The sequence below is a fragment of the Vibrio sp. Isolate23 genome, assembly GCF_022398095.1.
Taxonomy (GTDB): Bacteria; Pseudomonadota; Gammaproteobacteria; order Enterobacterales; family Vibrionaceae; genus Vibrio; species Vibrio coralliilyticus_A.
On record NZ_JAKEUV010000002.1, the window covers coordinates 282,171 to 304,520 of the forward strand.

The window sequence follows — 22,350 nt, forward strand, 5'->3', positions numbered from 1 at the left end:
ATATTTAAGTTTAATGCAATTTATATACCTAACATTGGTCAATCGCGTTCTTTACGCGTTTGTCCGATACCGGATATGGCGTGCCCAGCTGCTGAGCAAAATAGCTAACGCGCAGTTCTTCAAGCATCCAACGCACTTCTTTGACGTTATCTGGTACAGCCATTCCTTTAGGAATTTTGTTGAGCAATTCTTTGTAGTCGTTAGTAACGGCCTCAATCTTCAGCATATGCAAACGGTCCTTATTAGGATCGATTGGCAACTTCTCCATACGACGCTCAATCGCTTTCATGTAACGCAAAATATCTGGAAGGCGTATCCAACCACATTCTGTCGCAAACCCTTTAAAGATAAGCCCCTCAATTTGCGCCTTAATATCAGACAAAGCAAAAGCCATGGTGAAATCTATCTTACCCTTTAGCTTTTTATTAATACTGAACGCAGTCGTCAAAATTGTCTCAACTTGTTTTGCAATATCAACAACAGTATCACCGAGCTCAGCACGCACGTGTTCTTTGAGCTGCTCGAACTGCTCAGGCTGCCAAACTAGCCCACCCTTCTCTTCAATAAGCTTATCCACACCACAAGCGATACAGTCATCAATCAGGTCAAGGACTTTCCCATAAGGGTTAAAATATAGACCGAGTTTAGACTTATTTGGCAAGTTACTGTGCAGGTATTTGATCGGAGATGGTACGTTCAGCAATATCAATCGACGTTGGCCAGCCCGCATCGCAGAGGCCTGTTCTTGCTCCGTCTCGTAGAGTTTGATTTCAACACTGTCTTTGCTGTCAACAATCGCTGGATAAGCTTTGACGTCATAGCCGCCGCGCTTTTGCTGATAAACTTTTGGCAACTCACCAAAACTCCAAGTATGAAGCCCTTGTTGCTCAATATCGTCATCGGCGACTTTAGAGAGTGTTTCCTGAACTTTGTCTTTTAGGCTCTCTTTTAGCTCATGCAGATCGCGATTTTCTTTGAGTTTACGATTTCTATGGTCCACTGCGCGGAAGGTAACCTTCAAGTGATCTGGTACTTGCTCCATATTCCAATCTTCGCGTAACACTTCCACGCCAGTCATACGGCGAAGCTCTTTTTCTAAAGCATCAAGTAACGGCACTTCCATCGGTGTTGCACGAGCTAAAAATGCATCAGCGTAGTTGGGGGCAGGGACGAAGTTTTTACGAATCGTCTTTGGCAGTGATTTGATCAGGCTGACGACCAATTCATGGCGCAGCCCAGGAATTTGCCAGTCAAAACCCGCTTGTTCGACTTGGTTTAAAATAGGCAGAGGTAGGTGAACAGTCACACCATCGTTATCTTCTCCCGGTTCAAATTGATAGCTCAACTTGAGTTTAAGGCCATTCTGATGCCAGAAGTTAGGATAATCCAAATCCGTAACATGGCTAGCGTCACCTTTGAAGAGCATTTCTTTTTCAAAGTTCAGCAGCTCACTGTTTTCTTTAGACGCGTTCTTCCACCAAGTATCAAAATGACGCCCTGAAACAACTTCCGTCCCCACTCGTTGGTCATAAAAATCAAACAGCTCATCATCATCAACCAAAATATCACGGCGACGGGACTTGTGTTCCAGCTCTTCCACTTCTTGAAGCAACTTACGATTTTGCTTAAAGAAAGCGTGTTTGGTTTCCCATTCACCTTCTACCAAAGCACTGCGGATAAAGATCTCACGGCTCACTGTTGCATCGATAGGGCCATAATTCACTAGGCGTTTAGGCACAATTGGCACGCCATAAAGCATCACTTTTTCATGAGCCATGACAGCAGCACGCTTTTTCGACCAATGTGGCTCGCTGTAACTGCGTTTAATCAGGTGCTTTGCCAGCGGTTCAATCCACTCCGGTTGGATCTTGGCGATAATACGCCCCCACAACTTTGATGTTTCCACTAGCTCAGCAGACACAATCCACTTTGGCTGTTTCTTAAACAACCCAGACGCAGGGAAGATATGGAAGCGCGCATTCCGTGCCCCTTGGTACTCATTCTTCTCCTGATCTTTCATACCAATGTGAGAAAGTAAACCGACCAGTATCGCACTGTGAGTGGCTTGGTAGCTCGCAGGTTCATCATTGAGTTTGAAGTCCATCTCACGCATAGACTGGTGTATCTGGAAATAGACGTCCTGCCACTCTCGAACTCGGAGATAGTTTAGATAGTCCTGCTTGCACTGCTTGCGGAATTGGTTTCCAGACAGCGTTTTTTGCTGCTTCTGAATGTAATCCCACAAATTAACCAACGTCAGGAAATCAGACTCTTCGTGAAAGAAACGTCTGTGCTTATCGTCTGACGATTGCTGTTTATCGCTTGGTCTCTCTCTCGGATCCTGAATCGAAAGTGCAGAAGCGATAACCATGACTTCTTTCAGTGCCCCATACTTTGGCGCTTCCAAAACCATACGAGCCAAACGTGGATCGATTGGCAAACGAGCTAACTGGCGGCCAATTGAAGTCAGACGTTTTTTAGGATCTTTCGCGTTTTCATTGATGGCACCGAGCTCTTCTAATAATCGTACACCGTCTTGAACATTGCGTTTATCAGGCGCTTCAACAAACGGGAAAGCTTGAATGTCACCCAACCCCAGCGCCGTCATCTGAAGGATAACCGATGCTAGGTTAGTACGAAGAATTTCAGGATCGGTAAACTCTGGACGAGACTCAAAATCTTCCTCAGAGTACAAACGGATACAAATGCCCTCCTCAACACGACCACAACGACCTTTACGTTGGTTGGCACTCGCTTGAGATACAGGCTCAATCGGCAGGCGCTGTACTTTAGTACGATAACTGTAGCGGCTGATACGCGCAGTACCCGGGTCGATAACATACTTGATCCCTGGTACTGTCAGAGAGGTTTCAGCGACGTTCGTTGCTAAGACGATGCGACGTCCAGCATGTGGCTGAAAAATCTTGTTCTGTTCACCGGCTGAAAGACGCGCGTACAATGGGACAATCTCTGTGCTCTTCAGGTTACGCTTTGCCAATGCATCAGCAGTGTCACGAATTTCTCGTTCACCGTTCATGAAGATAAGAATATCCCCTAAACCTTCATCGCAAAGCTCATCGACCGCATCAAAAATACCTTCTAGCTGGTCACGCTCGACATCATCACCACGTAATGGTCGGTAACGCGTTTCGACTGGGTAAGTACGGCCAGACACCTCAATAATGGGTGCATCATTAAAATGCTTAGAAAATCGCTCAGGGTCAATCGTTGCCGAAGTGATGATCACTTTAAGATCAGGACGGCGTGGCAGCAGTTCTTTCAGGTAACCAAGGATAAAATCGATATTAAGACTGCGCTCGTGCGCTTCATCGATAATAATGGTGTCGTACTGGTTCAAGAAACGGTCATGCTGGATTTCAGCCAGCAAAATCCCGTCAGTCATCAGTTTAATTTGGGTATTGTCTGAAATTTGATCGTTGAATCGGACTTTATAACCGACAAACTCACCCAATTTGGTTTCCATCTCTTCCGCGATACGATTCGCTACCGAACGCGCAGCAAGGCGTCTTGGCTGTGTATGGCCAATCAAACCATATTGGCCACGCCCAAGCTCAGCACAAATTTTGGGGAGCTGAGTGGTTTTCCCTGAACCCGTTTCACCGGCGACAATAACCACTTGGTTTTCTTCAATCGCCTTTGCAATATCATCTTTCTTCTGACTTACTGGCAGAATTTCTGGGTATTCGATGGTGGGTTTGTAACTGGCTCTTTGCTCGACATCCATCATGGATTTAGCAATATCTAAGGCTATTTCATCGAAAACGGCATGACGAGACGCTTCTTTCTTTATTTTACTGGCGCCTGAAATGCGCTTACTCAGACGAAATCTATCTTTGAGCATGCACTGATTCAATGCCTTACGCAGAGAAGTAGCCGTGTTGGCCTGCACTTTCTCTTCAGAGGCGGTATTTTTTTCTGGCTGTGACGAAGTCAAAGCGTTACCTATTCTTTTCACTACATAAAACTGCGACAAATTGTACCACAGTCACCGTGACAAATGTCTCAGTCCATACAACAAAAAAGCCGTTAGTGACGTTCTCACTAACGGCTTTTCATCATCGGCTCAATCAAAAGTCACACTGCACATAGATGGTATTGTAGTTACTCCCACCTTTAATCCGACCATATTGGGACGCTTGTTCAAATATCGCGCTGCGATGATGCAGTGAATAACCCACCCACATGTTGTCTAAGTCACGCTTGTTGAATAAATCGCCAATGTTGACGTCAAACGAAAAATCGAGATAGTTAAGGAAATTACTCGCGTTGTAGCCCTTAGAGTCCATCTCCGTTTGTTCGATATACGTGATGCTGTCAATGAATGACATCCCTTCAGCCACACCAAATCGCCACTGAGTCGGCCAATTAAACGTGTAGTAGGCTTTAATCGCAGCAACGTATTCGGTACTGGCAGATTGCACATCTGAAGACCAGTGATGAACAATACCCGGTGTAAAGTAAATATCCAGCGGCACACCAAACAATTCGTCCGTTAAAGGATGACCATAGAAAAGCGACGTCATTTGGTTATTGTATGGGTCTTCTTCTGTATTGAGCTTCATGATGTCGCCGATATTGGATGGCGTTGCCCAACCATGCGCAATCCGAACGTAACGTTTATTCTTGAGTTCAGGCTTAGGCGCTTTCGATTTATCATTAAAGAAACCAAAGCCAACAAAAAACTCGCCTTGATACCTATCTTCAACGGTATTGGAATGGTAGGCGTTATTATCCAGTCGGGTCACGCTGGTAGAACCCAACAGATACAAGTTTGAATAAACGTGATAACGCGCGTCTATTCCTATGTTGAGATCAATGCCACCACCAATATTTTCTTTGGTGATATCGGAAAAAGAGTAATACTGACTATTGAAATCCGCATCCTTATAACGAAGACGGGCATGTGGCCTAAGTTCCCAGTCCCCATAATCAAACTCACCACTCACGCTTAGGTTACTATGGAAACGAAACTCGTCATCTGTCATCAATTCAGCATCTAGGTACCAATCATCATCAAGGAAATAGCGTAGTTGACCACCAAAGTCGACCGCATCTCCACCGTTTGCATTTTGTTCAGAAGAGGGGATGTCTACAAACCTAAGCCGCATTAATGCACTCAACTGGAAGGCTTCATCCTCTGGCTTAAAAAGATAAGCCCCGCCCTGCAAACCTTCGACAAACACGTGCTCGTTCTCAAAATACATCATCGGTACAAACGTACCAACCGTCTGGTCATTGTTACCCGTGTAAAAAGGGATGGAAGCCATACGATAGACAGCAGCAATACCCCAATCTTGTTCACTGATGCCTTTTTCTTCCTCGGCGACAGCAGAAAAACTGACGGCGTTTACTACTAGCATCGTCAGTGTCGATAGTTTCTTTACGCTAATCATTTTTTATCCAAAACTGACCGAACGACTCAAATTCTCATCAATCGATAAAGTTAATACTTATCTTTAAGCACGATTCGCCGTTAATATAAGAGTACATGTTCGCCTAAATTCTAAAATTGTGAAAGCATCAGATTTAAAGAAAGTTCTCGACTCATTACCTGAAAACCAAGATCCGCACATAGTGACTGGAGAAGAATGGCTTCCTGAAAGGTTGGTTAATACTCACCTCGACAATGACATGCTATTTTTAGAATTTGATAACGCACCCGAAGAAACCCAAGGAGAGGAAGAAGGTCGTGGATTTGTCGAGCACGAAGTTGACATGATTCGTCAGCGATTTACACAAATTCTTGACGAAAGCTCCGATACAAAAACCAAAGCAGATGCTATGCTGGCGCTCTTTCTCATGGGTCACGAAATGTCGAGTTCTGAGATCATCGAAATATTGGAAGACCCTGAAGTACCTAAAGATCCGACAGAGAACCAATGAAACCAACACCTGAATTGCCCTTTCTCTTAGCTGGCCCCATTTTAAGAAAATCTACCGCTGATGAGCTTGTCTTCTGGTTAGCAACCAGTCGTCCCTTAGAGGGAAAGTTCATACTTTCTCAAGCGTCCGATCACAACGTAGTCTTTCAAGACAATCTTTCTGAGTGCCAGCAAATTCAGGTGGGCGTACACTGCTTCGTGACCTTAGCGCATTTTAAAAGTGACTTTCCAACTGATGTGGCGCTTAGTTATGAACTCGAGACTCACCTCGGTCCACTAAGCACGCTTTACCCGCATTTACTGCATACTGACGAAGAACAGTTAACGTTTAAAATCTCGACCAAAGCGAATTATGTCCTGCATGGTTCCTGCCGCAATCCGCATTATCCTAGTAAAGATGCGCTCGCCACTATGGATAATAAGGTCGCCACTCAATCTCTGAATGAGAGACCAGACATGCTGATCTTGAGCGGCGATCAAATCTATGCTGATCATGTAGCGGGGCCAATGCTTGATGCGATCTTACAAACCATCGACATACTTGGTTTGCCATCAGAGTCGTTTCCTAATGCTCCCATTGATTGTGCCGAGTCGCTATATGCGCATCCCGACTGCTTTTATGGGCGAGATAAAATTCTACCCCACTACGTTGATGACGGGACTTTCCTGAGCAAATTATTTCCCAAGCGCCGTGTCCCTATTTTCAGCTCACGCGAAAACGAAAATCATCTGGTCACTTTCGCTGAGTTCCTTGCCATGTACATTTTGGTCTGGTCTCCCACTCTTTGGCCATGCCTCAATTTGACACGTCTGCTCGATAAAGAATTTACCCATGGCGGTCAAACGCTTTCGCCTCGCTGGCAACAGCAATGGCGTGAAGAAAAACAAGTACTCGAAGCATTCATCGGCACTTTGCCTCAAGTACAGCGCTTACTTGCTCATATACCGACTTATATGATTTTCGATGATCATGATATTACTGATGACTGGAATCTGACCGTTGGTTGGGAGAAATCCGCATACGAAAACCCATTCTCTAAGCGTATTATTGGCAATGGCTTGATTGCTTATTGGTTGTGCCAAGGGTGGGGAAATGAACCGGATAACTTCAATGACGAGTTTCTGTCTGAGGCATTGAACTACCTAAGCCAACCCACAGCACAAAACCAAGATGAGTTCATCAGTTACCTTTACAGTTTCGAGCGATGGCATTTTACCATCCACACTTCACCTAAAGTTGTCGTTCTGGACACCCGCACACGAAGGTGGCGTTCAGAATCAAGAATGAACAAACCCTCTGGTTTAATGGATTGGGAAGCACTAATAGAGTTTCAGCAAGAGCTAATGCATCAAGATAAAGTGATTGTCGTATCCGCAGCCCCCATGTTTGGCGTCAAGTTTATCGAAGCTCTGCAAAAAGGCATGACCATGCTTGGTCAACCACTAGTGATTGATGCAGAAAACTGGATGGCACACCCTGGCAGTGCAAATACGCTATTGAGCATTTTTACTCACACGAAAACACCTGCAAACTTTGTTATTTTGTCAGGTGATGTCCATTACTCATTTGCGTACGATATAAAACTCCGTTTTCGACGCTCTAGCCCCAATATTTATCAGATCACCTGTAGCGGCTTTAAAAGTCAGTTCCCTGAGCCTTTATTAGCAGTGTGTGACCATCTGGATAGGCTACTCTATTCCCCACGCTCACCACTCAACTTTCTGACTAAACGTAAACGTCTGAAAATCAAAAAGCGGGATCCCAATACCGAAGGAGCCCGTCGTTTGGTCAATGCCAGCGCCATCGGCGAAGTAAAGCTGGATGACAACGGTAAACCTAAACGGATCTCGATATTAACGGGAGATGGCAAAGAAATTGATTTTCCACCGATAGGAGAAAAGTAATCTTTTTGTAAAGAGACTTGTGCTTGCTTCGCATCATCACTATCTATAGAACTAGGAAACAAATTTGAGGCGCGTCACATGCTGAATTCCATCACAACTCTATTTAAACAACTTATCGACGGTCAAGATCTCGGAAAACACGTAGAGACAGACCCAAATCTTGCCATCGCCTGTTTGCTCTGCGAAGTCTCCGGTGCAGATCACCAAATCATTGGCGCCGAGACTGAGGCCAAATGTCAATTGCTCACTCGTCTTCTAAATATCAGTCAACCTGAAGCGTCTTCTCTCCTCGAACGTGCTGCGATAAAAAGTAAAGAGTCTGCCTCTTTGTATGACTTTACTTCACAGTTAAGAGAACTCAGTCAGAATACTCGGTTTGACCTTATTCAAGCGATGTGGGAAGTTGCGCACGCTGACGGAAACATTGATCCGCTTGAAGATGCAGTTATTCGCAAAGCCGCAGAATTGCTCTATGTCGATCACAGCGAGTTTATTCGCGCTAAATTGCAGGTGATTGAGAATAATAACGGCTAACCTAAGCCACCATGACGACAGCCTAAGGCCAACTGTCCGCCACTAAAGCATGGTTAACGCTAATTTAGCGAGATTATAGGCGTCAACGTATCCAGAGTGCTGTCGTCCTTCCCAGTCAATATTTTGTGCTTCCTGAGCGGCCTTGTGGCCAATGCGTTTATCTTTAAGGCGATGCTGGATGCGATACAGAGTAGCTAAGTTAATGAACTCTTTAAACGGCATTTCAATGCCTTTATCCTGACATTCTTGCGCTAAGATCAGATCGTCTCTACCCCATGAGGCGTAAATTTTATTCGCGCCGCCGAAGTTTTTGATCATCGACTTGAGTACTTCTTCGAGCGGGCGACCCTGTTTCTCAATTTTACGCGGCGTAATACCCGTTAGTTGAGAACAAAACAGAGACACTTCATCTTGTTCTGGTTTCACATAGTACTGAGCACGTTTGACGATCTCGCCTTTGACAAGATCAATTTCCGCCAGTCCGACTTCGATGATTTCACCAGTAGTACCGACACCGTTTTCATTCCAACAGCACATTTCCAAATCGAAACAAACTATACGGTTATGGTTCATTGCTCGCCTATGTTTTGTTTTCTGATAAAGCGCCGAATTCTACCTCAGTTGAAGCTAAAACTCGAATCACACCGAGTTGGTTGCGCAGTTCTTCCGCAATCTTGTGTCGAACTCACCACCTAATTTTGGTCAACTTATCTATAGTGTGACTCAAAATGCCTAAAAACAAATCAATCAGGCCTGTTACTGCCTCTTTTCTGAAGGCCTGTCGACTTGAATGTGATAATATTTGCCCCAATTTAACCCAATAATTACGACAATAGCACTCAGGTGTGACTGCTATTTCTTCCATCAATTAAGAGAAATGTCATGACGTTCGATTTACAAATGATCCCTCAAACGTTCGATATGCTGCACGCTGGCCTAACGGCATCAAGCGTCCTTTTACTTCTGATTGCGGTATCACGCAAATCTAAAGTCGTCGAGAAAGTGGTTGAAAAGCCCGTTGAGAAAGTCGTCGAAGTTGAAAAGCCTGTCGAGAAGATCGTTGAAGTAGAAAAAGTGGTCGAAGTTGAGAAAGTCATCGAGAAAGTGGTGGAAGTCGAATCTAAACTGGCAACCGCTTCAACAGATTCAGCGATGCAACTTTTATCTATCATGCAGCAGGAAGCCCGTCTGATTGACTTCCTAAAAGAAGACCTAACCTCATTCTCAGATGAAGAAGTCGGCGCGGCCGCTCGAGTTATCCACACGGGGGGGCAGAAAGTGCTGAGCGATTACGTTTCGCTTGAGCATATCCGTAATGAAGATGAAGACACTCGTATTACGATTGAAGACGGCTTTAACTCGCAGGAGATTCGCCTAACCGGTAATGTGACAGGAAGTGCACCTTTTAATGGCACCTTGATTCATAAAGGCTGGAAAGCACGTGAAATGAATCTACCGAAACTTGCTGAAAACTACGACGCTTCTATTATTGCACCTGCCGAGGTGGAGCTGTAATGGAACACCACAACACAGCGACTGACACGCCTAAATTCAGTGTTGGTATCGACTTAGGCACAACACACTGTGTGATGTCTTTTATCGACACGCACAATGAAGATGCACAAGTTGAAGTGATGCCGATTCCACAGCTCACTGCGCCTGGTACAGTAGAGACTCGCAGCCAATTAGGCTCTTTTCTATACCAACCACATGAGCACGAAATGAACCCGCAATCACGCGTTCTTCCGTGGTCGAGCGAGCCAAAAGCGCTGGTTGGTGCTATTGCACGTAACCTAGGTTCGAAAACACCAATTCGTCTTGTTGCCAGTGCCAAATCTTGGCTTTGTCACTCAGGTGTTAACCGTCGTGATGCATTCCTACCAGCAGGTAGCCCAGAAGAAGTGGAAAAAGTATCCCCACTTCATGCAACTGAGCTTTACCTAGAGCACTTAAAAGAGGCGTGGAATCACGCGAATCCAAACCACAATCTTACCGATCAAGACGTAACTATTACAGTTCCTGCTTCTTTTGATCCTGCTGCTCGCGATCTAACTGCAGAAGCAGCACGCAATGTTGGCTTAACTCACCTGACACTGTTGGAAGAGCCCCAGGCGGCTCTATACAACTGGATCGATAACAGCAATGACAAATGGCGTGATGAAGTCGAAGTTGGCGACATCGTGCTGGTTGTGGATATCGGTGGTGGTACCACTGACCTTTCTTTGGTGGAAGTCACTGAAGACGGCGGTAACCTAACTCTGAACCGTATCGCGGTAGGTGAACACATCCTACTTGGCGGTGACAACATGGACCTTGCACTTGCGTACCGTTTGAAGATGAAGCTAGCGCAAGAAGGTAAAGAGCTACAGCCATGGCAAGTTCAGGCAATGACGCACGCATGTCGTGACGCGAAAGAAGCGCTATTGAGCGACAGTGAACTTCAGTCAGTGCCAATTGTCGTACCAAGCAGAGGTTCTAAACTGCTTGGTGCAACGTTGAAGACAGAACTGACTCAAGAAGAAGTACAACAAACTCTGGTTGACGGCTTCTTCCCTCAAGTTGCGATTACTGATCACCCTGTTCAACGTAACCGTGGCGCTTTAACGCAAATGGGTCTGCCTTATGCACAAGATGCAGGCATTACTCGTCATATTGCAGCCTTCTTGTCTAAGCAAGCCAATGCCCTTTCCGCTTCAGGAAATGGTAGCGCAGAAGCCGCTCAAGACTTCAACCCATTCGCTAACATGCCTGGTATGCCAGGTGCGGATGCTGCGCAATCGGCTGACTTCATCAAGCCAACGGCAATCCTATTCAACGGTGGTGTTCTAAAATCCACACTTCTAGCCACTCGTCTAGAAGATACGATTAACGAATGGTTACTGGAAGCAGATGCGGAACTGGCTAAACGCCTAACAGGCGTGGATCTAGACCTTGCGGTTGCGAGTGGTGCAGCTTACTACGGTTCTGTACGTCGTAGTCAAGGCGTTCGTATCCGTGGTGGTATTGCTTCGGCGTACTACGTGGGTATCGAAAGTGCAATGCCTGCGATTCCGGGCATGGCGCCTCCAATGGAAGCACTGTGTGTCGCACCATTTGGTATGGAAGAAGGCTCAAGCGTTGACGTACCAAGCCAAGAGTTTGGTTTGATCATCGGTCAGCCAGTTAACTTCCAATTCTTTGGCTCAACCGTTCGCCGTGATGACCTAGCAGGTACTCACTTAGATTACTGGGCTCCAGAAGAGCTTGAAGAGCTACCAGAAATCCAAGTGACCTTACCTGTCTCGGAAGGTCGCCGTGAAGGTGAAGTGGTTCCAGTAACCCTAGCCTCTCGCGTCACAGAGCTTGGTACGCTTTACCTAGAAGCCATCGCCGCAGACAACGGACAAAAATGGCATGTCGAGTTTGATGTACGCGAAGACGCGAACACAAGCGAAACAGAATAACTAGACATCAACGGCATCCAATCGGGTGCCGTTTTTTAAAGACACGAAGGTATGTATGGCATCTCCTCGTTTTCTTGTCGGTATTGACCTTGGCACCACAAACACTGTGGTGGCGTATTGTGAAATCACCGACAACCTTGAACAATCCAAAGTATCCCTATTCGACATCGACCAATTGATTGGTCCGGGTGAAGTGGTTCGTAAACCATTACTGCCCTCTTTCCGTTACCATCCTGCGGTTGGTCAAATCTCCCCTGCTGACCTAACACTCCCATGGGAAAACGAACCTGTTTCTGGCGACATTAGTAATGTGATCGTAGGTGAATGGGCACGTGAATTAGGAGCGAAGGTAGAAGGGCGTCAGGTCTCCAGTGCAAAAAGCTGGCTATCGCACCAAGCAGTGGATCGTAGTTCAGACATTCTTCCTTGGGCTGGTGCGCAAGACGTGGATAAAGTCTCCCCCGTGATTGCCAGCGCAAGCTACCTCAACCACATTCGCCAAGCATGGAACTACCGTAACCCTAGCAACAAGCTAGAAGACCAAGATGTGGTTGTGACGGTTCCTGCCTCGTTCGATGAAACCGCTCGTAAGCTCACGCTTGAAGCCGCTGAGCTGGCAGGTTTAAACAAAATCGTCTTGCTCGAAGAGCCACAAGCGGTCTGTTACGATTGGTACGCTCGCCACCAGCAAACTGCAGCCGATGAGTTAAAAGAGCTACCACTGATCCTAGTTTGTGATGTGGGCGGCGGTACCACCGATTTGAGTTTAATCGAAGCAAAGTACCACAATGATGAACTGGCACTGGATCGCATTGGCGTGGGTGAACACCTGATGCTTGGTGGTGATAACCTCGACTTAGCATTAGCGCACCTTGCAGAAAGCCGCTTCAATCAAAGTAAGAAGCTCACTGCAGCGAGCCTGACTAAGTTGATTCAGCAAACTCGTAAAGCAAAAGAAAACTTGCTTTCAGCGAGTGCGCCAGAAGAAGTAAAAATCACCATGCTGGGTAGCGGGTCTAAACTTCTGGGCGGAACAAAGAGCATTGCACTAAGCAAACAAGAAGTGCACCAAATTGCTTTGGATGGCTTCTTCCCGCGTTCTGATTTCAGTGAAGTGCCAGATAAACGCCGCAGCGCAGTGGTCGAGTTTGGTCTTCCCTACGTTGCTGACCCAGCAGTAAGTAAGCACGTCGCCGAATTTTTAACTCAGCATCAACAGGTCTCTCGCGCCGCGCTTGGCGTTGAAGATGACAAACAAAATGCTATCCCCGTTGGAATACTGCTTAATGGTGGTGTATTCAACAGTGAATTGGTCACAGAGCGTGTCACAACGTTGCTTTCTGATTGGCGCGGAGCTCCTGTCACCGTGCTGGATAACCCACACCCAGATTGGTCTGTGGCTCTCGGCGCTGTTGCATTTGGTAAAGCGCGTCGCGGGGCACAACTCAAGATCGGTGGTGGTGCCGCACGTTCTTACTTTTTGCACCTGCAAGAAAAGAACAAGATGGGTAAAGCGCTTTGCTTGCTGGCGAAAGGGACAGAAGAAGGCAACGAAATTCGCCTCAGTGGACGTCGCTTTTCGTTAACGCTTGGTGAGCCAGTACGCTTTAACCTTTTGACATCGACTCACGATACATTAAGCCAAAACACCGCCATTCAAAACGGCGTAATGGTTGATGTTGACCCAGATTTGTTTGCACCTCTGCCACCTTACATCACCACCCTTGAAGGCAAAGGTGCCGAGCTGAAAGCCAACCAAAAAGAGCGTGTTGAAGTGCAACTGGCGTGTCAGTTGACTGAAGTCGGCACACTTAAGATGGAATGTGTCAGTGCGGAAGACGACAGTAAACGTTGGGAGCTGGAATTCGAAGTTCGTAATAAGCAAACCGAGGAAGGCGATCTGGTTGAACTTCATCCTCGCCTGAATGAGTGTAAAGAACTGATCGGTCGACTTTACAGTGGCAATAAGAAAAGCGCTGATGGTAAAGAGATAAAAACCCTAGCTAAAGATCTAGAAAAGAAACTTGGCAAGCGCGACGAATGGGACTTCACCACTCTACGCCAACTGTTTGATGCGTTTACTCAAGGTCGAAAGCGTCGTCGCCGCTCTGAACCACACGAGAAAAACTGGCTGCGTTTAGCTGGCTTCTCTTTAAGACCAGGGTTCGGTGACGCTACGGATTCATGGCGTATCGAGCAGATATGGGGGCTTTATCAGCAAGGTATCCAGTTTAAAAACCACCAAGGTTGGACGGATTGGTGGGTCTTTTGGCGTCGTGTTGCAGGTGGTCTTAGCCAAGAGCAGCAAGAAACCATCTTGGCGGACATTGCTAAATACCTTCATCCGAGCGCAATGAAAAACCCACAATCAGCCAAAGCGGCACAAGAAATGGGTTACGAGTCCATGGTACGCCTTGCGGCCTCCTTGGAGCAGTTAGAAGTCGAAGACAAAGTGCTACTCGCAAGCTGGTTTATGAGTAAAGCGATTAATCACAATCAGTTCGAGCAAGCACATTGGTGGGCTCTAGGGCGACTCTCTTCACGAACGCCTCTGTATGGTAGCCAACACAGTGTCATCCCGCGCGAGCAAGCTGAACAGTGGTTGCCAAAGCTATTGGAACAAAACTGGCTCAAAGAGCCGATGATTGCGTTTGCCGCGGTGATGATTTGTCGTAAGACAGGCGATCGCCTATTCGATATTTCTGACGACTACCGTGAACAAGTTCTCACTAAGCTGAAGCAAAGCAAAGTGCCTGAGTCTTGGTTATCACTGGTTGAAGAAGTCAAAGAGCTGTCTGAGAGCGAATCGAAGCGAGTCTTTGGTGATGCACTGCCGAGTGGCCTAACACTGGTCAATAGCTAAATGTCAGTGGCCTATCTGCTAGAAACATCGAGAGCCGATAGGCCATTGAAACTGTCGTATTGTATATTGGACAGATAAAGCCACACTATTTACGAAGTAAAGCCACACACTCGTCATATGACGGATTATCACTGACTCCAATGTCCCACAGTTGTTTAGCCGCGTAGTGAGCAAAATTTGGATCAGCTGGGAATAAAGCCTGCCTAGAACGCTTCTTTTTCAGATAGATAATTTTTATTTCTTTTAATTCAGAACCAATAATATGCCTAGAGTTGGCACAGATTTCTGCAAGTCCTTCATAAGCATAAGCGTTAACTTCGGCCATATTAATCGCGGCAAACGCATGAACAGGGGCCAATACAGTCAACAGAATTATCTTGTTATGCTTTCTCATATGTTACGCCCCTGCCACATTACAGGTCGTGAGCGAATGGAACATTCCGAACCTCCAGCGCAAGACTACATCCACTTGGTGAACTAATCGTCGTTCTGTATGTTTTGTAAAAAAGCGGCTTCCGATTGCATGATTTCACTGTACTCGCCGGTTTCCATCAAATGCTGTAAACCTGCGTTAAATTCTTTGACCAATACTTGACTGCGTTCACTATCAAATCGGCTGAAAATCACAAACATATCATCTTCAAGTAAAGGTTTAGAATCCAATTTAATGTGTTGCCTTAGCTCTTTAGGCACATAGTGTTTTATGAGGTACAAACCGCGTTCAACACCCGTTGGATAAGCATCAAGTCGTCCCTTAGCCATTTTCTGAAAATTAGTTTCTTCAGAGTTATTTATCTCTACTTTAACACCAAGTTTCTGCATCAAATGGGTTGCTTGATACCCTTGAGTCGCACCTATTTGATACTTATGAAGATCGGCCACTTCCTGCCAAGAAAATAGCGTATCAGAGTGGTAAAAGAACTGAACCCGTTGACTAAAGAAGGGCTCTGAAAAGATAAACTCTTTGACCCTATCCTCATTTTTCATCCAAGGGAAAGTACCATCAAATTTACCTCTTATCGCATACTGATAAGATCTCACCCATGGGTAGTATTCGAGTTCTACGGTATAGCCTCGAACTGCAAATGCCCTTCGTACCAATGTTTCCGATATTTTTAGCTCAGGATCAGACAGAGAGCTGGTATATGGCTCCCAATCTCCCACCGCAAACTTAACCACCTTATCGTCAGAAAAAGACGGGAATGAATAGAGTAAAAGAAGTAAAAAACTCACCCAAAAGCACTTCATAACAACACAACTATCAGTAACACCAATTGTAAGTGTAGCTCTAATACTCATATTCGATAAGCAGTATAGATTTTAGAAAGATCGCAGTGTTCTTAGAGCACTAGGTGCTTTGCCTGACCAGCGTTTAAAACTTCGTCTAAAATTCGCGCTATCGCTATAACCAAGACGAAAAGCGATGTCATCAACCGTCAAGTTTGTGCGCAACAAAAACTCTTTGGACAATTCAAAACGGACTTCATCAAGCTGAGACTGATAGCTGGTTCCTTCTTGGTTTAGCTGCCTTCGTAACGTCCGGGTTGAACAAGCGTGTAGTTGGGCGACGTCATCAAACGAAGGGAATACTCCAGCACTTTGGTAAAGATGTGTTTTAATCTGATTACTCAGTCGCATCGGAGACTGCAATAATGCGATGACAGACTCACAAGAATGGAGGTAAATTCCGAGCAGATCAGCATTATGGGAAGTCAATCGCCAATCCAATACATGAGCGTCAAAAGTCAATGCGAACCGTGGCTGTTCAAAGTTAACTTCACATTGAAAGCGCTGCATATACTCTTCTGCGTACACTGGTGGTGCGAACGGGAGCTCAAGCTTTCTGACCTTGAGTTGTTGCCCCGTCAGTTCAGCAAATAACGATAAGAGTGAGCTAAAAAAGTACTCTGTACAAAAAGGCAATAACTCACCAATATTTAAGTCATTTTCTATCTCAATCGAAGCTGTGTTATCACCCCGTAATACTCTGACCGAGAAGATAGGACCATTAAGATCCAAATACTTAAATCCAGCTTTTATTGCTTCAGAGACGGTTTGACTGCTCATAATGGCATAACCCAATATACCAAAATGACTGAGTGTGGCTTTTCCACCCAGTAATAAACCTAAGCCGATAGAGGGGTAGCACTGCTGAGCAGAGTGAAATAGCAGAAGTTTGTCCGAGTAACTGATATGGTTCTGGGGCTGCTGCCAATCTAAATCATCTAGGCCCGTTTGTCGTAATAAACTCTGCGAGTCTAAGCCGTATTTCTCTAAAGTGGTAAGCAACAAAGAGACATCAAGTACCCCTAACTGATAACGATGTTCAGTGGGTAAATACTCCGCGATCACTTCCATATCAGCTCCCATTTCCAGTTATTGTTTAGAGTAACCAAGTTTAGCTCTCTTAATCGTGATGTTTATTCGTTTTCTGACCGAAAATGACCTGTCAAAATAAACCAAAGCACGTAACACTAATGAAGAATGTTATCAATTTGTGAACACATTATGTTACTGAGTCAAACGGCTCCAGAGTGCCTAATTCAAGCTAATGGGAAGCCTTATTTGGGCCACTTTGATGGCGTACCCAAGCAGCTGGGGATCACCCATTTTGATTATCGAAACAATATGGACCGTAAAGTCGGTAAGATGAAAAAGTACTTTCATTACAAGCAGTTTCAATTCGCAAGTATATCAACGCCTCGCTATGTCATCGGTATCGCTATTGCCGATATCCGCTATGTGGGTTCCGCATTTTGCTACGTCTACGATATGGAAGCCGACACACTGATAGAAAAGAGCTGGCTAAGGCCGTTATGTATCGATAAACAAATGGCTGCATCTCCATACCGCGGTAAGACGACCATCGCAGCAAAGCGCCTGATATTTAATATCGAACACCCTAGATGGCACATGAAAGCCGATACTGATTTTCTACACCTTGATGTGTCACTGGAGCCATTACGTCATAGCTTACCGCTCTCGCTCTGCACACCGACAGGCTATAACGGCTGGACTTACACCCAAAAGCACAACGCGCTGACCGTGACAGGAAACATTGAAATTGGTGGTGACACTATCGACCTTTCAGGCGCGTTAGGCGGCTACGATTTTTCCGCTGGTTTCATGAGGCGAGAAACCAGTTGGCGATGGGCAAGTATTAATGGCAAGACTAAGGATGGCACATTAGGCCTCAATTTGGCCGCCGGTGTAAACGAGACCAGTTGCCATGAGAATACCCTATGGCTCAACGGTTCACGACATTTGCTAGGAGCCGTCCACTTTCGTTTTGATCGTCAATCCTCTCAGAGAAAGTGGCATATTTTCTCGGATGATGGTCGAGTTGATCTCACCTTCACACCAATCAACAGAAGAAGTGAAAAGCTTAATCTTTGGCTGCTACAAAGTAATTTTCGTCAGTTTATTGGCCGCTTTTCTGGTTTTATTGAAGATGAAAATGGTATCCGTCACACGCTAGATCAACAACTTGGGTTAACCGAAGATCATTTCGCTCGTTGGTAACCCTCTCGGAGCTTCACTTATGGACTTCAGAACTCTTATCGAGCACCCAGAATGGCTGCTGATACTGTTAGCCCCCTTATTTATTGGTTTAATGTTGGCCGAATACTTCATCGGACAAAAACGCGGTAAGCTACCTAGAAGCTCCTCCTATATACTCCCTGAAGTTCTGTGTAACTTTACCCTCGCAGGCATGCACCAACTCGCAGATCTATTAGCTGGGCTTTTGATCATTCAACTATATCAGTGGTTATTTGGCTGGCGTCTATTAGAGATTGATATGGGAGTGACCAGCTTTATGATACTGCTCGTTCTGCAAGATTTCTTTTACTACTGGTTCCATCGAGCCAGTCATCGTACTCGCTGGATGTGGGCAGCGCATGTCGCTCATCACAGCTCTGAACGTATGAACTTCAGTACCGCCTTTCGCCAGAGCTTGATGTACCCTTTCGCTGGGATGTGGTTATTTTGGGTGCCTCTGGTGATCATCGGATTCGAGCCTAAATGGGTTATTTTCGCCGTACTACTGAACTTAGGTTTGCAGTTCTTCGTCCATACGCAATGGATACGCTCGCTTGGCCCCTTAGAGTCTATTTTTAACACTCCTTCCCATCACAGAGTTCATCACGGAAGAAACCCTCAGTACATAGATAAAAACTATGCGGGCGTATTGATTATCTGGGACAAATTGTTTGGCACCTTCGAACCCGAAATAGAGGCCGTCCGCTACGGTGTCACAAAGCCAGTAAACAGCTTCAATCCTTTGACCGTGACCTTTCAAGAGTGGGGAAACCTATACCAAGATGTCTTCAAGAGTAAGACATCGATAGCCCACAAACTAAAGGCTTTATTTTCCCCACCCAAAGATCAATGAGCCCCCTAAACCTTACAGGTAGGCTTCCCAAACACTACCGGCAAAATTTATTTCTTGTCTTGCCTAACAACCAAGAAATCCAACGTTTTCTGGAATTGAGGACAAATTCTTCCTCTGGACCGATACCATCAACAATCCAACCATCAACATCCTTGCTTTGGCCAAGTGCTGAAAATTGCCAGTCTTGACTGCTGACTCGCTCACCCTGAATCAAAGCCTTATTCAACGCTTGGCTTCTCACCACGATTTTTATTCCCTCAGCCGAACCAATTCCTAGGCCTGATTCTCCTTTTTGCCCTACTGCAACTGGTATTTTCATCGTGCAGTGATGACCATGTCGATTCACCCAAGTGTAATTGCCTTCTCCCACACGACCTCGAAGCCAAAGCAATTCACCAGATGCCATATCATCGACCTCAAGAATACCCAGTACCTTTTCAGGGTAAATATGAGGGTCAAACCCCGCCATGGCTTCAGAAACAAAAACAAGTAGTAGCCATACTATCCACTTCATGAGCATTGTCCTCCATGGCTTTCAGGCACAATGCCCTGCTGAACAAGTAGGTACGTCAACCAGAATGGGCCTAGGGCGGGGATAAAAAACACTAGCCCCCAATAGCCCGACTTGCCAATATCATGCATCCGCCTTGATACCAAAGCGATGATAGGAATAAAACTGGCGATGCTATACAACACGTCAAACGAAGATAAAGACAAGCTAACGTCCACAGCAATAAATACCAAACTCACCACTACATGAACCAACATAAACACCCAAAACTCTTGCCTTGATGAGTGACCCGAAAAGTCCAATCCTCGTTTCCAAGCTAACCAATAGAAGTGCATCTTTGTTCTCTCTAGATTGTAAAATGAGTGTGTATTTTGCTCATGAAAAGAGAAATGATGCGTCCTAAAACGGGTTTTAGGACGTTCTGATACCCGTTTTAGTCTAGTCTGAGCTTCTAATTCAGTTTCATATCGTTATGCTATGACGAGTTTATCTATCACTTTTTCAATCCAGGACAAACTATGCTCGCGATTCCTGTCCCTTTTGTTGTCTCATTGCTTTTAGGGCTACTGGCTGTCAGCCTCTATTCAAATAATCGTGATCAATCAAAGTTTGCTTGCGGTTTCTTACTTCTCTGTGCCTTGACGACTGCTGTTGTAGGGCTTAGATGGACATATCAGGCACCTCTTCTTTTGTTCGCTCAACCTATTTTAGCGTCTATCATTCCAATCGCAGCATGGTATGCATTCACACGTACTCGTAACACAGCTCTAAGCTCGATATACAAGCATGCTGTGCTCCCATTGATTGTCGTACTATTTCTCCTTACCCAAACGTTTTGGCAACCTCCGCTCGATGAATTACTGACGGTTATTTACTTGTTTTATGGCATCGCTTTGATGAGAACCTCTTCTGATCAAGAACTGCTAGTGAATGTCTCGCTGGGCAGTTGGGAAAGAGTAAAGCACGCAAGAGTGATAGCGGGTTGGATGCTCATGTTTTCCGCTTCCATCGACGCTTTTATATCGCTCGATTTTGCCTATAACCATGGTAACCTGACACTGTATATATTAACGATCGGACACCTCGTCCTCTTACCCATTTTATCTTTGGCAGTTGTGATTACAGGTATTCACACATCACCCAGCAGAGCAGAACCGGCATTTGAACACAAAGAACCGATAGCTCAACCTGCTATGTCAACATCTAAAGCCAAGGAAATCGCATCACAGCTGGATGAAACCATCAAAGAAAAGTGCTTATACCTAGATCCAGAACTGACGCTTTCTCGTTTATCGCGCAAGCTTGGTATTCCCGCTAAGCAAATATCGATGGCCGTCAATTTGGTTCACGGCAAAAATATATCAAAGCTCGTCAACGAGTATCGAATACGTCATGCACAGAACGCTCTAATTCAAACCGATGAGCCTGTTACGCAAATTATGATGAACTCAGGTTTTCAGACTAAATCTAACTTCAATCGAGAATTTAATCGCATTGCAGGAATGAGCCCCAGCGAGTACAGGAAGCAATCAAGATGAAGGATGAATAATTTAGGCGTTGTTTTGCTTGATACGACGACTGAGTTTGCCCGGCGTGATCCGCGCAAAGCTCTTAAACTCTCTGGTCATATGCGCTTGGTCAGAAAAGCCTTGATAAGCGGCTAAGTCGGCAAGCGATAACTCGGGGTTATTTCGCAGCGCTTGAATTGATGTATGCACACGACGCAGGCGTTGAAAGTGCTTAGGGGACATACCAATCCAGTGCTGGAATTTGCGTTCCACCTGTCTTTGACTCTCACCGAAGCACTCTCCTATCTTGCCATCCTGAGCTCGTTGAATCAGTTTCGCTCTCTCATCAGTGGTATTGCTTTGAGCCACAAAGCCCAAACACCAACGCATCAAAAGCACGATACGAACACTGTGGCTTGGCGCCTCTTTGAGTTGGGTAAGAAACTCACTTGATACCTTAAAGGGAAACGTGTCTTGAAAGCACACTTGATTTGTCTTAACCAAACGATCCAAAAACGAAAAGCTCATCCCAGGGTGAAAACGAATACCACAAAGCTGGCTTTTTGGTGCAAGAGTAATGGTTTTGGTAATTTTGCTGTATGGCTGATACATCGCACTCTCAGTGTAGGTTTTACCTTCAAGGCCTACCATCCCTTGTAAAACAAACATCACACCAGAGCCGCCATCACAGTAGAGAGGTTTACAGACCTCACCTTCGTGAGGCACGTTGACCGACCATATTGCTTGAATATGGTCGGCGAGTGGCCCAATTGGGTTAACTATTTGAAAATCCATATTCTGAGAAATAGCTGTATTCACTCTTTTGAAAAGCTGCCCACTTCTGGCTTGAATGCTTTAACAATACGATTCCAGCTGTTTATCGCATTGATTGCCAACGTCAGGACAACAAGCCCTTTTTCACCAAACGTATCGAGTGTCACTTGATAGTCAGCATCCGCTACCTGACCACCCTTCGTTAGACTCTCTGCCCAATGTAGCGCAACTTTTTCTTGTTCGCTATACAAAGGCATATCTCGCCATGCACTCAACCCTATCAAGCGGTGCAGAGACTCACCTTGCTTCAGAGCATCTTTACTGTGCATATCGATACAAAAGGCACATTGATTGATCTGGGATATGCGAAGTTTAACCAGCTCCCACAGCGTGATCGACAATGTACTTTGCTGCTCAAATTGAGCTTTAAGATACTCTTCTTGCCCCATTAAAATTTGGATACCTTCTGGCGCTGCATTAAAGTAATTTAATCTTGGTGTCATAAGTCTATCTCCT

At 45.5% G+C, this 22,350-nt stretch carries 19 protein-coding genes; 9 read left to right on the plus strand and 10 right to left on the minus strand.

The genetic code is table 11. The features are described 5' to 3' along the window. Nucleotides 1-28: 28 nt before the first annotated feature. Nucleotides 29-3,955, minus strand: coding sequence for an ATP-dependent RNA helicase HrpA (hrpA, locus tag L1D31_RS08350; RefSeq protein ID WP_239836625.1), 3,927 nt, complete (start codon nt 3,953-3,955; stop codon nt 29-31). Between the two features lie 133 nt (nt 3,956-4,088). Next, nucleotides 4,089-5,381: a MipA/OmpV family protein gene (locus tag L1D31_RS08355; RefSeq protein ID WP_239836903.1), complete on the minus strand. Its 1,293-nt coding sequence runs from the start codon at nt 5,379-5,381 to the stop codon at nt 4,089-4,091. Nucleotides 5,382-5,532: 151 nt separating this feature from the next. Between L1D31_RS08355 and L1D31_RS08360 the strand changes: the two genes are divergently transcribed. The 3 genes from L1D31_RS08360 (at nt 5,533) to L1D31_RS08370 (ending at nt 8,342) form a co-directional block, all read left to right on the plus strand. Then, nucleotides 5,533-5,904: a hypothetical protein gene (locus L1D31_RS08360; RefSeq protein WP_239836626.1), complete on the plus strand. Its 372-nt coding sequence runs from the start codon at nt 5,533-5,535 to the stop codon at nt 5,902-5,904. Continuing rightward, on the plus strand, nt 5,901-7,808 hold the full coding sequence (locus L1D31_RS08365) for an alkaline phosphatase D family protein (protein WP_239836627.1): 1,908 nt from the start codon (nt 5,901-5,903) through the stop codon (nt 7,806-7,808). The genes L1D31_RS08360 and L1D31_RS08365 overlap by 4 nt, the downstream gene beginning before the upstream one ends. A 78-nt stretch (nt 7,809-7,886) precedes the next feature. Next, entirely contained in the window at nt 7,887-8,342 is a 456-nt protein-coding gene (locus tag L1D31_RS08370) for a TerB family tellurite resistance protein (protein ID WP_239836628.1), read from the plus strand. Between the two features lie 42 nt (nt 8,343-8,384). On the opposite strand, the gene L1D31_RS08375 is transcribed toward L1D31_RS08370, so the two are convergent. Beyond that, nucleotides 8,385-8,915 (minus strand): 3'-5' exonuclease, encoded by a 531-nt coding sequence (locus tag L1D31_RS08375; RefSeq protein WP_239836629.1) that lies wholly within the window; start codon nt 8,913-8,915, stop codon nt 8,385-8,387. 309 nt (nt 8,916-9,224) lie between these two features. Here L1D31_RS08375 and L1D31_RS08380 point away from each other — a divergent pair, with 309 nt between their 5' ends. Genes L1D31_RS08380 through L1D31_RS08390 form a run of 3 tightly spaced genes read left to right on the plus strand, consistent with a single transcriptional unit; the run spans nt 9,225 to nt 14,648 of the window. Next, nucleotides 9,225-9,857: a DUF2760 domain-containing protein gene (locus L1D31_RS08380; protein ID WP_239836630.1), complete on the plus strand. Its 633-nt coding sequence runs from the start codon at nt 9,225-9,227 to the stop codon at nt 9,855-9,857. Then, nucleotides 9,857-11,785, plus strand: coding sequence for an Hsp70 family protein (locus tag L1D31_RS08385; RefSeq protein WP_239836631.1), 1,929 nt, complete (start codon nt 9,857-9,859; stop codon nt 11,783-11,785). Before L1D31_RS08380 ends, L1D31_RS08385 begins: the two co-directional genes overlap by 1 nt. A 55-nt stretch (nt 11,786-11,840) precedes the next feature. Then, entirely contained in the window at nt 11,841-14,648 is a 2,808-nt protein-coding gene (locus L1D31_RS08390) for an Hsp70 family protein (protein ID WP_239836632.1), read from the plus strand. Nucleotides 14,649-14,733: 85 nt separating this feature from the next. On the opposite strand, the gene L1D31_RS08395 is transcribed toward L1D31_RS08390, so the two are convergent. The 3 genes from L1D31_RS08395 to L1D31_RS08405 all read right to left on the minus strand — a co-directional run bounded on the left by L1D31_RS08395 (nt 14,734) and on the right by L1D31_RS08405 (nt 17,006). Next, entirely contained in the window at nt 14,734-15,042 is a 309-nt protein-coding gene (locus L1D31_RS08395) for a hypothetical protein (RefSeq protein WP_239836633.1), read from the minus strand. Between the two features lie 83 nt (nt 15,043-15,125). Next, nucleotides 15,126-15,881, minus strand: a complete 756-nt coding sequence (locus L1D31_RS08400) for a transporter substrate-binding domain-containing protein (protein ID WP_239836634.1) — start codon at nt 15,879-15,881, stop codon at nt 15,126-15,128. Between the two features lie 87 nt (nt 15,882-15,968). Further along, complete coding sequence (locus L1D31_RS08405) at nt 15,969-17,006, minus strand: AraC family transcriptional regulator (protein ID WP_239836635.1); 1,038 nt, start codon at nt 17,004-17,006, stop codon at nt 15,969-15,971. 150 nt (nt 17,007-17,156) lie between these two features. Between L1D31_RS08405 and L1D31_RS08410 the strand changes: the two genes are divergently transcribed. Continuing rightward, a complete protein-coding gene (locus tag L1D31_RS08410) occupies nt 17,157-18,170 on the plus strand; it encodes a DUF2804 domain-containing protein (RefSeq protein ID WP_239836636.1) in 1,014 nt (337 codons plus the stop codon). A 19-nt stretch (nt 18,171-18,189) separates the two neighbouring features. After that, entirely contained in the window at nt 18,190-19,041 is an 852-nt protein-coding gene (locus tag L1D31_RS08415) for a sterol desaturase family protein (protein WP_239836637.1), read from the plus strand. Nucleotides 19,042-19,075: 34 nt separating this feature from the next. Here L1D31_RS08415 and L1D31_RS08420 read toward each other — a convergent pair whose 3' ends face one another. Together L1D31_RS08420 and L1D31_RS08425 are read right to left on the minus strand one after the other, a co-directional pair. After that, entirely contained in the window at nt 19,076-19,555 is a 480-nt protein-coding gene (locus L1D31_RS08420; RefSeq protein ID WP_239836638.1) for a hypothetical protein, read from the minus strand. Beyond that, a complete protein-coding gene (locus tag L1D31_RS08425; RefSeq protein WP_239836639.1) occupies nt 19,552-19,887 on the minus strand; it encodes a DUF805 domain-containing protein in 336 nt (111 codons plus the stop codon). The genes L1D31_RS08420 and L1D31_RS08425 overlap by 4 nt, the downstream gene beginning before the upstream one ends. A gap of 183 nt (nt 19,888-20,070) precedes the next feature. Between L1D31_RS08425 and L1D31_RS08430 the strand changes: the two genes are divergently transcribed. Next, the gene (locus L1D31_RS08430; protein WP_239836640.1) at nt 20,071-21,090 is read left to right on the plus strand and encodes a helix-turn-helix domain-containing protein; all 1,020 of its coding nucleotides are present in this window, start codon (nt 20,071-20,073) and stop codon (nt 21,088-21,090) included. A 12-nt stretch (nt 21,091-21,102) separates the two neighbouring features. Here L1D31_RS08430 and L1D31_RS08435 read toward each other — a convergent pair whose 3' ends face one another. Both L1D31_RS08435 and L1D31_RS08440 read right to left on the minus strand, forming a co-directional pair. Further along, nucleotides 21,103-21,855, minus strand: coding sequence for a helix-turn-helix domain-containing protein (locus L1D31_RS08435; RefSeq protein ID WP_239836641.1), 753 nt, complete (start codon nt 21,853-21,855; stop codon nt 21,103-21,105). A gap of 20 nt (nt 21,856-21,875) precedes the next feature. Then, the gene (locus L1D31_RS08440; RefSeq protein WP_239836642.1) at nt 21,876-22,337 is read right to left on the minus strand and encodes a carboxymuconolactone decarboxylase family protein; all 462 of its coding nucleotides are present in this window, start codon (nt 22,335-22,337) and stop codon (nt 21,876-21,878) included. Nucleotides 22,338-22,350 lie beyond the last annotated feature (13 nt).